Consider the following 12,312-nt stretch of genomic DNA (forward strand, 5'->3'; position numbering starts at 1 on the left):
GGCGGCGCCCCAAGGCATGCGGCCCCACAGCGCGGAGAAGGCGGGAGCCGGCCCCGCCCGGCCCCCCCGCCTCGCCCGCCGCCCTACGCCCGGCGGCGCGGCCCGGTCCCGGCCGGCAGCGTGACCGCGAGCAGGGCCAGGCCGCCGACAGCCGCCGCGAGGGCCCCGTACATCAACGGGGGCACGTACGGCGCGTCGCCGGTCACGCCGTTCATCATCGGGATCAGCGTGGCCGCGGCGATCGCGGAGCCGAGGACCAGGCCCGCCCCCGCGACCAGCAGGGCCTCCCAGCGCAGCATCGTCATCACCTGCCGGCGGGTGGCGCCGACGAGGCGCAGCGCGCCCAGTTCGGGACGCCGGTCCCGCACCGTCATCACCAGGGTGTTGACCGCGGCGACGGCCGCGAAGCCGCCGAGCACCGCCGCCATGGTGGAGTTCATCCAGGCGCCCAGCTCCGCCTCCGCGTTCCGCTCGGTGGCGTAGCCGGAGGCGTCGGTGACCTGCCCCAGGGCGGCGAGCGCCTTCGCGGAGCCGCCCCGTACCAGCAGCGTGCTGTCGAAGCCCGAGGTGACGTGCCCGGCCAGGGACGCCCGGTCCATGGTCACCGTCGCCAGGCCGAGGCCCCGGCCGTAGACCGCGACGATCTCGGGAGCGGCCTCGGTCCCGTCCGGGAGGTAGAGCGGCAGCCGGTCGCCGACGCCGGCGTCCGCCGAGTCCGCCAGCGTCCGGTCGATGGCGATGCGGCCCGCGCCGAGCCGGTCGAGGCTGCCCTCGCGTACGTCCAGGTCCTGCACCTTCGCGAGGGCGGCGCCGGAGCCGGTGACGCCCTGGGTGGCCGCCCCCTGCAACGACTTGAACTCGCCCGAGCCGGTCGGCACCAGCACCTGGGTGTTCAGCAGCCCCACGGACGTCTCCACCCCCGGCGTACGGGCCGCGCGGGCCACCGCGTCCGCCGGGAGCCCGGCCGGGTCCGTCACCACGTGGTCCGCGGTGATCCCCGCGCGCAGCTGTTTGTCGGCGGCGTGGTTCTCGCTCGTGTGCATGAACACGAGGGTCGAGGAGAACGCCACGGCGAGCACGATCGGGGTGATCGCGGAGGCGAGGCGGCGGGCGTTGGCGCGGGAGTTGGCTGCCGCGAGTCCGGCCGCCGGGCCCGCGCCGCGCAGCGGCAGGCCGAACAGGCCCGCGCACAGCCGCGCCACCAGCGGGCCGAGCAGCCCGACGGCGAGCATGAAGAGCATGACGACGCCGAGGGCGGCACCGGCCGCGTCGTCCCCCGCGGAGCGGGCGGACACACCCGTGAGGATCGAACCCCCGACGAGGGCGGCGACGCCGAGGAGCGTGCGGACCGGGCCGGGCCGCAGCCGTTCCACCGACGCCTCCGACAGCGCCTGCCCCGGCGCGATCCGGGCCGGCCGGCGCCCGGCGATCCAGCCCGCGCCGAGCGCGGTGAGCAGGCCCAGGACGACGGCGGCGAGCAGCGGGAGCACGGAGACGTGCAGGTCCACGGCGCGCGGGACGGCACCGCGGTCCTGGAGCTGCCCGAACCACCAGTGCGCGAGCCCGATGCCGGGCAGGCAGCCGGCGATCCCGGCGAGCGGTGCGACGAGCAGCGCTTCGGAGGCGACCGCACGGCGCACCTGTCGCGGGGTGGCGCCGATGGCCCTCAACAGGGCGAAGGAGCGGGCGCGCTGGCCGACCGAGAGCGCCACGGTTCCGGCCGCGGTGAAGACGGCGACGATCGCGGCGATGCCGCCGAAGGAGCCGCCGATGCCGAAGAGCGTCAGCTTGGCGGACGCGAGGCCCGGGTCCTCGACGGCTCCGCGGTCGTCGCCGGTGTGGACCTGGACGCCGGACCCGGCCAGGGCCCGCTGCACGGCGTCGCCGAGGGTGCCGGCGCCGGTGCCCTTCTCCGCCAGCACGACGACGGCGTCGGCCTTGCCGGGGTGCCCGGCGAGGGCGGGGGCCTGGGCGTCGGCGAACCAGGCCGTGCCGCCCGCGTCGTCGGAGTCCCGGGCGATCTCCGCGGGACCCGCCTCGGCCACGCCGGCCACGCGGAAGTCCCGCTGTCCGGCGGCGGTCTCCAGCGCGACGGTGTCGCCCAGGGAGGCCCGGGCGGCGCGGGCCGCCCCGGCGTCGAGCACGACCTCGCCCTCGCGGGGCGCGGAGCCGGCGGTCAGCGCGGTGCCGGTGAAGCTGTGGGCGCCCCAGCCGTGCGCGGTGAGCGCACCGCCCCGCGCGTGCACCGGGAAGGTGAAGTCCGCGACGGCGGTGGCCGTGCCCGGCGCCCCGGCGGCCTTCGCGGCCAGTCCGGCGTCCATCCGGGCGGTGTCCGGCAGCGGCGTCGCCTCCTTCTCCAGGTCCTCGCCGCTGCCGGTGACGACGTACTCGTTCTGGTCGGCCGCCACGACGACCGGCGCGCCGGCGTACCGCTCCGGCGGCACGGAGGCGCGCAGGCCGGTCTCCAGCAGGATGCCGCAGGCCGAGACGATCAGCGCGGACATCAGCAGCGCGAGGAAGGTGCCCGCGAAGGACGCGGGCTTGAAGCGGACGGCCTCACGTGCGAGTCCGTTGGGGCGCCTCATGCCGCCACCCCGGCGGTCGCCCCGGCACGGGCCGTGCGCGAGGTGAGCGCGGCCATCCGGGCCGCGATCTGCTCGGCCGATCCGCGCTCGACGTGGTCGGCGAAGGAGCCGTCGGCGAGGAACAGCACCCGGTCGGCCCAGGCGGCCGCCACGGGGTCGTGGGTGACCATGACGACGGTGGCCCCGAGCGAGTCCACCGCGTCGCGCAGGAGGCCGAGGACCTCGGCGGCGGTGCCGGTGTCGAGGGCGCCGGTGGGCTCGTCCGCGAAGATCACGTCGGGGCCGGTGACCAGGGCGCGGGCGACGGCCACGCGCTGCTGCTGGCCGCCGGAGAGCTCGGCGGGCCGGCGCCGTGCCTTGTCCGCGAGTCCGACCTGGGCGAGCACCGCGTGCGCCCGGTGCCGGTCCTGGTGGCGCCCGGCCAGGCGCATGGGCAGCAGCACGTTCTGCTCCACGGTCAGCGACGGCAGCAGGTTGAACGCCTGGAAGACGAAGCCGAGGCGGCTGCGACGCAGCTCGGTGAGCTCGTTCTCGCCCATGCCGGTGATCTCCGTGCCGCCGACGCGCACCGAGCCCGCCGACGGCCGGTCGAGCCCGGCGGCGCACTGGAGGAACGTGGACTTGCCGGACCCGGACGGGCCCATGACCGCGGTGAACGTGCCGCTGGGCAGGGCCAGGTCGATGCCCGCGAGGGCGTGCACCGTGCCCGCACCGCGTCCGTAGTGCCGCCGGACGTCGCGCAGTTCGACCGCGAGACCGGGCGTGGCGGCCGGGCCCCCGGACGCGTGGCCCGCCTCCGGCCGGACCTCCGCCTTCCCCCGCTTGCTCCTGCGTAGCCTCATCTTCCGGTCTCCCTCACACGTGCGTTTCGTCTACGGGTGAAGAGTGCGCGGAAGGCTGTGGGCGGAGCGTCATACCCGGGAGCCAACGTGGCAGTGCTACGGCGGTAGGGGGTGGCGGAGAGCAGGGGCGAACCCGTGCGGGCGGGCACCCGCACGGGCGTGGGGGGTGGCCGCGTCCTACTCGCCCGGGGTCACCAGCCCCGATTCGTAGGCGAAGACCACCGCCTGGGCGCGGTCGCGCAGGTCGAGCTTGGTGAGGACGCGGCTGACGTGGGTCTTCACCGTCTGCTCGGCCAGCACCAGGGTCTGCGCGATCTCCGCGTTCGACAGGCCGCGGGCCACCAGGGAGAGGACTTCGGTCTCACGCTCCGTGAGGCCCCCCAGCCGCTGCGCGGGCTTGCCCCGGGCGGCGGGGCGCTGCTTGACGAAGTCCGCGATGAGGCGGCGGGTCACGGAGTGGGCGAGAAGCGCCTCGCCCGAGGCCACGACGCGGACCGCCGCGATCAGGTCGGCCGGCGGCGCGTCCTTGAGGAGGAATCCGCTCGCGCCGGCCCGCAGCGCTTCGTACACGTAGTCGTCGACGTCGAAGGTGGTGAGCATCAGCACCCGCGGCCGGTGGGTCACGCCCGACGGCGGGTGCAGGAGCTCGCGTGCGGCCGCCAGGCCGTTCATCCCGGGCATCCGGACGTCCATCAGCACGACGTCGGGGCGGGTCTGCCGGCTCAGCTCGACCCCTCGCTCTCCGTCGGCGGCCTCGCCCACCACGTCGATGTCGCTCTGGGCGGCCAGCAGCGCGGCGAAGCCCGCCCGCACCATGGCCTGGTCGTCGACGATGAGGACGCGTGTCGTCACGTGGGGTCCGTTCCGGTGAGGGGGAGGAGGGCGGCGACCCGGAAGCCGCCGTCCGGGAGCGGCCCCGCGTCGAGGGTGCCACCGATGATCCTGACCCGCTCGCGCATGCCGACGAGCCCGTGCCCGGTGCCGCTCGCTTCGAGCGGTCCTCCGGAGGCCCCCGGCGGCGGGCCGTTGACGACGAGGACGGTGAGCTGCGGGGCGCCCGGGGCGGCGGGGTCCGACACGGACAGCGACACCCGCGTGTGCGCGCCCGGCGCGTGCCGCACGACGTTCGCCAGGGCCTCCTGGACGATCCGGTAGGCGGACAGGCCCACCGCTTCGGGGACCTCGGCGTCGCAGGGGGTGAAGTCCACCCGCCCGCTCGCCCGCTCCGTCGCCTCCACCAGGGGCCCGATCTGCGCGAGGCCCGGCTGGGGCACGAGTTCGCCGTGCGCGTCCTCGTTGCGCAGCACGCCGAGGAGCCTGCGCATCTCGCCGAGCGATTGGCGCGCGGTGGCCGCGATGGTCGTGAACTCTTCCCGCAGCTGGGGCGGCAGCCCGTCGTGCCGGTACTCCGCCGTGTCGGCCTGCACCGTGATGACGGACATGTGGTGGGCCACCACGTCGTGCAGTTCGCGGGCGATCCGGGCGCGCTCCTCCAGCAGCGTGCGCCGGCCGCGCTCGGCCTCGCTGATCGTCTCCTGCTCGACCAGCCTCCGCTGCGCGTCGGACCGCTCGCGGAGCGCACCGCCCAGCAGGAGCGCGATGCCCCCGAGGATGGTGAGCAGCAGGTCCCCGGCGCCGAAGCCGTGGCGTGCGGCGAACCCCAGGGCCACGTTCGCCACCGCCGTGACCAGCCACACCCGGATCAGCGTCCGGCGCCGCTCCCGCAGCCCCAGGGCGAGGCAGAGCCCGACGTACCCGACGATCTGCATGGGCGGGAACGGCCACAGCAGGCGGTCCTCGAAGTCGACGGTGAGCAGGAGGAGCGCCCCCGCCACGTCGGCGGCGAAGATCACGTACCAGGCCCGCAGCGGCTGTACGACGGCGAGCAGCAGCGGGGCCGCCTGCGCGACGGCCAGCGCACCGGCCACGCCCCCGTTCAGGCCGTAGTCGGCGGTGAGGACCCGGATCGTGGTGGGCAGCAGCGCCACGCACAGCACGAACGCCACGGCCCACGGCAGCGCCCGCACCCACCACCGCGAAGCACCCGCGAGCAGCGCGCGCGGACGCTCCTCCTCCACTGAGGTCATGCCCACCAGCGTAGGCGCCCCGCCGGTCACCGCCCGGGACGGTACGCGTGCCAGGCAGCGGCAGCGGCGGCGAGGCGCCGGGTCCAGGGAGCGGGGTCGGCGGTGGCGATCTCGTTCATGGCCTTCGCGTACTTCGACGTCCGTCAACCGGTCGACCTGGTTCTGGAATCGGTGGGCAAGGCCACCTTCCCCACCAGCCTTGCGGTCGCCAAACCCTCCCCCGGCCGCCTCGTCGTCTTCGGCGCCGCCTCCGGCAATGCCGCCGTCACCACGCACGACCTGGTCTTCACCCACCACGCAGCGATCAAGGGCCAGCATGTCGGCGCACTCGCAACCGAGGCCCCGTCCATGTACCAGTCGCTGCTCACCGAGATCGAGGCGCTCGTCACCAACGGCATCTACCTGCCGGGTACTTCCCGGGTCCACCCTCTGGCCGAAGGGGTCAAGGTGCTGACACAACTCGAGGACGGCACCACCGCAAGCACGCCCTCGATCCCTGGCGCTAGGAACCCATCCGTGACGCACCGCAACGCACGGCACGGGTCAGCTGACCAGGGAAGGCGGCGCGATCGTTCGTGCGCGGTCGTAGAGGTCCCGCGCGGTGGCGTTCTTCAGATGCGGCCACAGAAGGCCGAACATGGTTCTGACCCTGTCGTCGGCTCGGCCGAACTGCACCATGGGGTAGTCGTCGAGCGCCTGATGCCAGATGTCACAGGCCGCTTCCAAGTGGCCGACCTCCAGTTGCCGTTCGCCCAATATGGCGCGGTGGCGGACACGAGCACGGCGATAGACGCTGTAGCGCACCTTGTCGGACTGCTGCATGGCTTCGATGGCGCCGGAGACGTCGCCGAGCTCGTAACGAACCTGGCTGATGTGGTAATTGAGCGAGGCCGGGTCGTACGATCCGAACGCCTTGCCGCGCGACTCGGCACGGTCCATGGCCGTCTCGGCCTCCCGGATATACCGCAGCGCCCGGGTTCGGTCGCCGGTCTGTGCGGCGGCGTGTGCTTGCTGGCCGGCGAGGATGGCCAGCATGCGAGGTCCTGCTTTGGGGGAGGCGTCTGCCAGTTCCATGGCGGAGGTCGATGGCCTGGACGCTCATGCCGCGCAGAGTGGTGCAGTAGGTCAGGTGGTCCTCGGCGGTGCCCGCCAGTTCCAGTGCTTTGACGTAGTAGCGCTGCGCAAGGCCGTGCAGCCCCTCGTCAGTAGAATCCATTGTTAGTCTACGGCTTCACAGGCCTCTTGCTTCCCGAGGAAAATACTGGATCGCCCAGAACGGCTAGAAACCTCCTGAAACTTCGACTATTAGCGGCCAGCGATTCGATACTCGCAGCGGCCAGAATTTTAGGTGCATCACCCGTCTTGTCATACTGACCTCTGGTTATTGAAGAATTGATCACTGCGCACGGATCGGTAACCTTGTCGGCTTTATCTGGCGTCGCCGCCTTTTCAATTCTTTCAGGCCGTGAGTAACGCGCTCTTTGTGCTCGAAATCCTTCAGGGCTGGCGATAAGCCAATTTTCAAAAGAGCGGTCCTTTACGACAACTCTAACTCTGTCGTCGATGTCGCTGCGCAACCTTGCCTCAATTTCCGCTGCCCTTACTGAGGCCAGGGTCTGGCTCATCTCGCGATCTATGAGAAATACTACGAGTTGGGCGCCCCGCGCAAAAGACATCTGAATCCCAGTGCGTGCGCCACGAGCAATTACTGCAACTGGGGCCAAGGGGTCAACCGAAGCGCGTACCGGACGCAATATCTGCAAGCCCAACCTTCGCTCAAGCTGTGGATAAAGCATCGGAAGGCCCCTGACTTCCGATTCGCCCTCAGTTACTACCCCCACTTTACGCATTAATTCACCCTTCGGCTTCATTGCCGGGCAATGACTGCGGGATCAGGCCGCTATCGTAGACGTCAAAAACATCGAAGCCTTTCTCGTAGTAAAGGTCATGTGCTTCAGGCATGGCCTTAACGAGAGGCTTGATATGTGATTTTCCGGAGGCTCGCCATAGAAGGACTACCTCTTCGGGGCGAAGTAGTTTGAGCAGAATAGGGCTGTGAGTAGTCAGTACGACCTGACGGTCCCCGACCTCCCGGCAATCTTCGAGGAATCGGCGGAGAACCCATGGATGGATTGCGTTTTCTGGCTCCTCGATAAGAACGATCGGTCGCCTCTTGTCGTGCAATGCGATAAGGAGCGCAAGTGCTTGAATAGTGCCGTCTGATACTTCGCGGGCAAACCAAGGGCGACCTCCGCCCTTTTCATGGAATTTCAGGACCAGCCCTCCGCTATCGGGGCTCGGTTCCGTTGAGATGTCCTCAAGGCCAGACATAATGTGTCGCATGCCTGCCATGACGCGTTGCCAGACGTCTGGCTGCCTAAGAGCCATTCGTGCTACCACTGCGGGTAGGTTTCTTCCGCCGCTATCCAGCGACGCATTAGGAGTCAGCGCTCCAGGCTTTCGGCAAGAGGAGGGGTTCAGTCTGTATGCCTGAATGAAAGACATTCGATTCCGGAACTCGCGAAAGATTGGGAAGGGAATCGAAAGTGAGTCGAGGCCGGAAGCCGGTTGCGTTGCCGGAAGGCTAAAGAGCTCATCTTGAGTGCTTGACTCTCGTTCCCTCCACAGGTACCCCAATGCGTCACGGTAGGCTTCCATGACATCGTCGGCAAGGCCCGTAGTCGAGATCATGCTTACCTGAGGCTCACTGGAAGCGTCGCCTGTCAGGCTCAGAATTTCCTTCCAGCCATCTTCGTGTTCTGAATGTACTTTGAAAGTCTCTCGGCTCACCGCGTAGTCGGACGCACTACTGCCGGAAGCGGGCTTGATGGTAAAGGAATGCTCGATCGAGAAGGCGAGATTGGGCATTGCTCCCCTTCTTGTTCGGTGGCGTCCCCTATGCATGGGGAGTTCGGACAGGTTGAGCGAGGCTTTAACTACGAACTGGACGCCGATGGTAGTCCGACGTTGGGCTCTGAAGGCAAGCGAATCGATTCCCCCCGATCGCCCAACCGCGTAGTCAATCCCAAAACGATAGACCTCCCCAAGGAAGCCAATGGCGTCTACCAGGTTGCTTTTTCCGGAACCATTAGGGCCGGTGAGAACGCGAAAGTTGCTGAAGTCTAGACTTACGTCATACAGAGACTTGAATCGCTTAATTCGCAAGCTGTCGAGTCGCATGCTTGTCCCTAATTGGGGATCTGATGGATTCCAGTTGATCGAAGGTTGGGTCACATGATGCAGCATGAGCGGCAGCGCTGTCTCGGACTCGTTGCTACTGCGCGCCTGGGGCGAGCAGTCGGACCCCCTAGAGGTCGGCCCTCCACTGCACCAGTCCGCGGGTCGTGGCGGACGAAAACCTGACGGTGATCTCGTACGCCTACCGCACGCCGCTCGGGGCCCAGCCGTCGCGCGAAGGGTGGGAGAGCAGACCGAGATTCCTCCGACGTCCCCCAGCAGCGAGACACGGGGGGCCACCTAGGGCCCCGCCGGGCCGTCTGTGGGCCGTCAGCGGGTGACCGACGACGGCCACCAACCACCGCGACGGAGCCGCCCGTGTCCGGATGCGGGGAAGGTCATGGGCCCCTGAGGTACCCATTTCCGTCCAGGGCTGGCCGTCAGGCAAGGTGGGGTGCTTCTTGCCATGAGCCGGAGCAGCAGTGATTAGCCCATCGAGCGATTGTGGGCACTGCGCCAGCACTGTACGTTCCCGCTCACGGATCGATGTGGCTCAGGGGGCGGGATGTCTGGATACGGTCGCACGGACAGCGAGTGGGACGAGCTGGTACATGCCGGTCATGGCTTTCTCGTCGAGCGAGCAAAGCTGGGCAAGCTCACCTCGTACACCGAGCTCAACGTGACTCTGGCCAGGCGAACGGGTTGCCCTCCCTTCGACTTCGAGCGTGCTGACGAGCGGGCAGCGATGGGACATCTGCTCGGACTGATCGTGGAACGAGACCATGAGATCACCCCCTCAGAGCCGCTTCTCATGCTCTCGGCCCTGGTGAACTACCTGGGTGCCAACGACGCTGGCTCTGGCTTCTATCAGTTGGCCAAGGAGCTCCAGCTTCTTCCCACGAGCGCATCGGCAGATGCGAAGTTCGACTTTTGGGTCAAGCAAGTGAAGCAGCTCTACGAACGCCATGGCCCTGACCTACCGGCCTGACCGTGGGCCATACGCGGGCCGGGCATAGCGCATCAAGGCTTGCGCAGGCTTTGAGGAGCAGGTCAGCGTGGCGCCAGTCAGGCGGGTGGCACGGTCTTGAAAACCGTCGTGGGGGCGAGTCACTGACGATGCACGTGCCAAGTGGTGGCAGCAGTTGCGAGGCGCCGGGTCCACGGGTCGGGGTCGGCGGTGCTGATCTCGGACCAGAGGTTGGCGCCAGCGGCGGCGAAGGCGGTGATGCCTTCGGCGGGGGCGATGTGCCAGGAGGGGATCTTGGCGGCCCAGCGCTCGGCGGAGGCGGGGGTGTGGCCGGAGGCGATGAGCCAGACGACCCAGTAGCCGGCGTCGAGCCAGGCCGCTCCCCGGGTTACCCAGGCCCAGTCGACCAGCCGGGCCCGGTCGCCCGCCGGGGCGTCGTCGTCCACGAGGACGTTGGTGTTGTTCAGGTCGGTGTGGAGCAGGTGGGTCCCGGCGAAAAAACGGAGGTCGTCCGGGTGGGCGGCGTAGCGTTCCAGGCGCTGTTCGGCGCGGCGGAGTTCGATGCCGGGGCAGAGGGTTTCGCCGAGGCGGCGCAGGACGGACGCGACTTCGGGAAGGTCCGACGAGTCGGGGGCGTAGTCGGCGTGGTGGCCGGTGAGACCCTCGAAACCGAGGAGGTCCCAGCCGTCCGTCTCGACGTGCCAGAGGAGGGCAGGGGCCAGGCCGGTGAGGAAGGGGGCGACGGCGGCTTCCCGGCGCTGGGTCCACGCGCGGGGGTGGTCGGTGCGCAGGCCCTTGATGTGCCACGTGCCCGTGGCGGAGGTGACGCGGGCCGCGATCTCGCTGTTGAAGCCCTCCGGCACCTCCTCGACCGTGAGGAGGAGGCCGGTGTGCTCCTCTACGGCGGCACGGGCGGCGGGCGGCAGCTGGTCGAGACCGATGCGGGTGGTCGCCATGGGGCTTCACTCTTCCAGAAGGTGGTCGTGCGAGGGCTCCGGACTGAAGAACGTTCGGAGCCCTCGCGGTTCTGTGTTACCGGTTGTCTACCGGTAAGGGTTGTCGTCGTTGCAGCCCGGAATTGCGCCTTCGGACAGCACCTCCAGGTCATCCAGGAGGATCACTCCCTCGGGCTCCTCCAGGCTCGGCGGTCGGGGGCTGATCTCCACCATGACAGCGGTCATGACGCTTCCTCGCTTCCGTGTTGGCAGTAGGTGTTCAGTGGTGCCTTCGCCTCCTGGTACGCCTTGGCGAGCGGTCGGCAGACCCGGCAGGTGCCGGAGAGCTGACAGCCGCCGCAGCCACCGGTGCGAAGCATTTGGGCATCGGCGATGCCGGGCAGACGGAGAAGTCCGTCCAGGCCGTCGGACATGAGGTCGATGGGGTTCTCGCGGCCGACCTTGCACATCGTCGCCAGGCCATGCGGGTCGACGTGGAAGAAGGTGTGGCCGGCGGGGCAGCCCTCGAACACGCTGGTCTTGTCCAGGAATCCGGGCGCCTGCGCGGCCAGCGGTTCCGGTGTGCCTGTGTACGTCGGGGAGATCGTGCCGTACTCCTGGCGGCTCGCCCCGTACCGCTCGGCAAGAGCGCGCATAGCGTCCAGCTCGTGGGCATTGTGGCGGGTGATGATCAGCGCCAGTTCGAGCGCGATGCCGGCCTCGCGCGCCGCGACGATCCCCTTCTCGACCAACTTGAACGCCCCCGGTTTACGGGTGAGCGAGTCGAAGCTGTCCGGGGTCGCCCCATACAGGGAGACGGTCACCTTGTGCGGCGGCAGGTCGTGCAGGAGATCGATGATCTCGGGGCGGTGGAGCCGGGAGCCGTTGGTCAGGATCTCGATCAGCATTCCGCAGCTGTGGGCGAGTATGTACGCGTCCACGAAGTCCCGGTCGATCAGTGGCTCGCCGCCGGTGAACTGAAGCCACAGCACTCCGGCGTCTCGCAGGAGGCGCAGGAGCCGGACCTTGTCCGGCCAGGGCAGCCCCTCGAACTTCCGCTCCGCGAGGTAGCAGTGCTCGCAGTTGAAGTTGCAGCCCTTGTTGATCTCGTACGTGGCCCTGCCGTACCCGAGACGGGTCTCTGGACGTACGAGAACGGCGTCCCTCATCGCATAGTCGGCCAGGTCCACGTTCCAGGCCGTACGGGAGTGGTCGAGGAGCCAGGCAGGTAGAGGGCTGCTGCTCTCGGCGATCGAGGCCAGCTCCTCGTACAGCGTCCGAGGAATGCGCATGCCCCCCTTGAAACCGGGACGGGCGATCAGGAACGTTCCGTTGTACGGGCTCGCGATCAGCTGGTGCACGGGACCTCCTCCGGGGTGTCTTCCCAGGTGTGCTGCTTGGCGTGGTCGGTGAACAGACAGCAGCCGTCACCGGCGGGGCCCGGGGCAGCGACCGGACAGTCCGGCAGCACGACGAGCTCCGCCTCGCCCATCCCGTGCCAGCGGAGCCACAGCGCTGTTCCGCACGCGCCGTTGTCGGTGAGGAGGCCGAAGTGTTCACCCTCGTCATGCGAGGACAACTGGCACTGCACCGCCGTGTCCACGTACAGGGCGGCCGACTTCTCGCACGCTTCCCGTGCCAGGTCGAGGGGCACCCGGCGCCAGTGCGCGCAACGCATTACGACACCATCCGGAAGGAGCCGATGGCATTGTTGGCCTG

11 protein-coding genes and 3 pseudogenes are annotated in these 12,312 nt (G+C 69.2%); 2 read left to right on the forward strand and 12 right to left on the reverse strand.

Annotation, left to right across the window (positions count from 1 at the left end):
- Nucleotides 1-83 precede the first annotated feature (83 nt).
- The 4 genes from ACFUJY_RS24115 to ACFUJY_RS24130 all read right to left on the reverse strand — a co-directional run bounded on the left by ACFUJY_RS24115 (nt 84) and on the right by ACFUJY_RS24130 (nt 5,514).
- The gene (locus ACFUJY_RS24115; protein ID WP_383303101.1) at nt 84-2,585 is read right to left on the reverse strand and encodes an FtsX-like permease family protein; all 2,502 of its coding nucleotides are present in this window, start codon (nt 2,583-2,585) and stop codon (nt 84-86) included.
- The gene (locus ACFUJY_RS24120; protein WP_383303103.1) at nt 2,582-3,427 is read right to left on the reverse strand and encodes an ABC transporter ATP-binding protein; all 846 of its coding nucleotides are present in this window, start codon (nt 3,425-3,427) and stop codon (nt 2,582-2,584) included. The genes ACFUJY_RS24115 and ACFUJY_RS24120 overlap by 4 nt, the downstream gene beginning before the upstream one ends.
- Nucleotides 3,428-3,604: 177 nt before the next feature.
- A complete protein-coding gene (locus ACFUJY_RS24125) occupies nt 3,605-4,279 on the reverse strand; it encodes a response regulator (RefSeq protein WP_383303106.1) in 675 nt (224 codons plus the stop codon).
- On the reverse strand, nt 4,276-5,514 hold the full coding sequence (locus ACFUJY_RS24130) for a sensor histidine kinase (RefSeq protein ID WP_383303108.1): 1,239 nt from the start codon (nt 5,512-5,514) through the stop codon (nt 4,276-4,278). Before ACFUJY_RS24130 ends, ACFUJY_RS24125 begins: the two co-directional genes overlap by 4 nt.
- Before the next feature lie 117 nt (nt 5,515-5,631).
- Here ACFUJY_RS24130 and ACFUJY_RS24135 point away from each other — a divergent pair.
- A pseudogene (locus ACFUJY_RS24135) lies at nt 5,632-5,931 on the forward strand (zinc-binding dehydrogenase); the annotation flags it as partial.
- Between the two features lie 126 nt (nt 5,932-6,057).
- Here ACFUJY_RS24135 and ACFUJY_RS24140 read toward each other — a convergent pair.
- The 4 genes and pseudogenes from ACFUJY_RS24140 to ACFUJY_RS24155 form a co-directional block, all read right to left on the reverse strand.
- Nucleotides 6,058-6,724 (reverse strand): annotated as a pseudogene (locus ACFUJY_RS24140) (transcriptional regulator); the annotation flags it as partial.
- Between the two features lie 13 nt (nt 6,725-6,737).
- Entirely contained in the window at nt 6,738-7,385 is a 648-nt protein-coding gene (locus tag ACFUJY_RS24145; RefSeq protein ID WP_383303111.1) for a DUF4276 family protein, read from the reverse strand.
- Complete coding sequence (locus ACFUJY_RS24150; protein WP_383303224.1) at nt 7,369-8,382, reverse strand: AAA family ATPase; 1,014 nt, start codon at nt 8,380-8,382, stop codon at nt 7,369-7,371. The genes ACFUJY_RS24145 and ACFUJY_RS24150 overlap by 17 nt, the downstream gene beginning before the upstream one ends.
- A 135-nt stretch (nt 8,383-8,517) precedes the next feature.
- Nucleotides 8,518-8,760: pseudogene (locus ACFUJY_RS24155) on the reverse strand (AAA family ATPase); the annotation flags it as partial.
- 496 nt (nt 8,761-9,256) lie between these two features.
- Between ACFUJY_RS24155 and ACFUJY_RS24160 the strand changes: the two are divergent.
- Nucleotides 9,257-9,679, forward strand: a complete 423-nt coding sequence (locus tag ACFUJY_RS24160; RefSeq protein WP_383303113.1) for a hypothetical protein — start codon at nt 9,257-9,259, stop codon at nt 9,677-9,679.
- Nucleotides 9,680-9,798: 119 nt separating this feature from the next.
- Here the strand turns inward: ACFUJY_RS24160 and ACFUJY_RS24165 are convergent, their stop codons facing one another.
- The 4 genes from ACFUJY_RS24165 to ACFUJY_RS24180 all read right to left on the reverse strand — a co-directional run bounded on the left by ACFUJY_RS24165 (nt 9,799) and on the right by ACFUJY_RS24180 (nt 12,271).
- Nucleotides 9,799-10,614, reverse strand: coding sequence for an aminoglycoside phosphotransferase (locus ACFUJY_RS24165; RefSeq protein WP_383303115.1), 816 nt, complete (start codon nt 10,612-10,614; stop codon nt 9,799-9,801).
- An 87-nt stretch (nt 10,615-10,701) separates the two neighbouring features.
- Entirely contained in the window at nt 10,702-10,839 is a 138-nt protein-coding gene (locus ACFUJY_RS24170; protein WP_383303117.1) for a hypothetical protein, read from the reverse strand.
- Nucleotides 10,836-11,954, reverse strand: coding sequence for a radical SAM protein (locus ACFUJY_RS24175; protein WP_383303119.1), 1,119 nt, complete (start codon nt 11,952-11,954; stop codon nt 10,836-10,838). Before ACFUJY_RS24175 ends, ACFUJY_RS24170 begins: the two co-directional genes overlap by 4 nt.
- The gene (locus ACFUJY_RS24180) at nt 11,942-12,271 is read right to left on the reverse strand and encodes a hypothetical protein (protein WP_383303122.1); all 330 of its coding nucleotides are present in this window, start codon (nt 12,269-12,271) and stop codon (nt 11,942-11,944) included. The genes ACFUJY_RS24175 and ACFUJY_RS24180 overlap by 13 nt, the downstream gene beginning before the upstream one ends.
- Nucleotides 12,272-12,312 lie beyond the last annotated feature (41 nt).

It is taken from the genome of Streptomyces sp. NPDC057249 (assembly GCF_042669245.1).
Classification (GTDB): domain Bacteria; phylum Actinomycetota; class Actinomycetes; order Streptomycetales; family Streptomycetaceae; genus Streptomyces.

What these genes read in the sequence shown, in the direction of transcription:
- ACFUJY_RS24170 (WP_383303117.1), bottom strand. Translation starts at nt 10,839, where the DNA reads ATGACCGCTGTCATGGTGGAGATCAGCCCCCGACCGCCGAGCCTGGAG.
- ACFUJY_RS24180 (WP_383303122.1), bottom strand. Translation starts at nt 12,271, where the DNA reads ATGCGTTGCGCGCACTGGCGCCGGGTGCCCCTCGACCTGGCACGGGAA.
- ACFUJY_RS24160 (WP_383303113.1), top strand. Translation starts at nt 9,257, where the DNA reads ATGTCTGGATACGGTCGCACGGACAGCGAGTGGGACGAGCTGGTACAT.
- ACFUJY_RS24150 (WP_383303224.1), bottom strand. Translation starts at nt 8,382, where the DNA reads ATGCCCAATCTCGCCTTCTCGATCGAGCATTCCTTTACCATCAAGCCC.
- ACFUJY_RS24120 (WP_383303103.1), bottom strand. Translation starts at nt 3,427, where the DNA reads ATGAGGCTACGCAGGAGCAAGCGGGGGAAGGCGGAGGTCCGGCCGGAG.
- ACFUJY_RS24130 (WP_383303108.1), bottom strand. Translation starts at nt 5,514, where the DNA reads ATGACCTCAGTGGAGGAGGAGCGTCCGCGCGCGCTGCTCGCGGGTGCT.
- ACFUJY_RS24165 (WP_383303115.1), bottom strand. Translation starts at nt 10,614, where the DNA reads ATGGCGACCACCCGCATCGGTCTCGACCAGCTGCCGCCCGCCGCCCGT.
- ACFUJY_RS24145 (WP_383303111.1), bottom strand. Translation starts at nt 7,385, where the DNA reads ATGAAGCCGAAGGGTGAATTAATGCGTAAAGTGGGGGTAGTAACTGAG.
- ACFUJY_RS24115 (WP_383303101.1), bottom strand. Translation starts at nt 2,585, where the DNA reads ATGAGGCGCCCCAACGGACTCGCACGTGAGGCCGTCCGCTTCAAGCCC.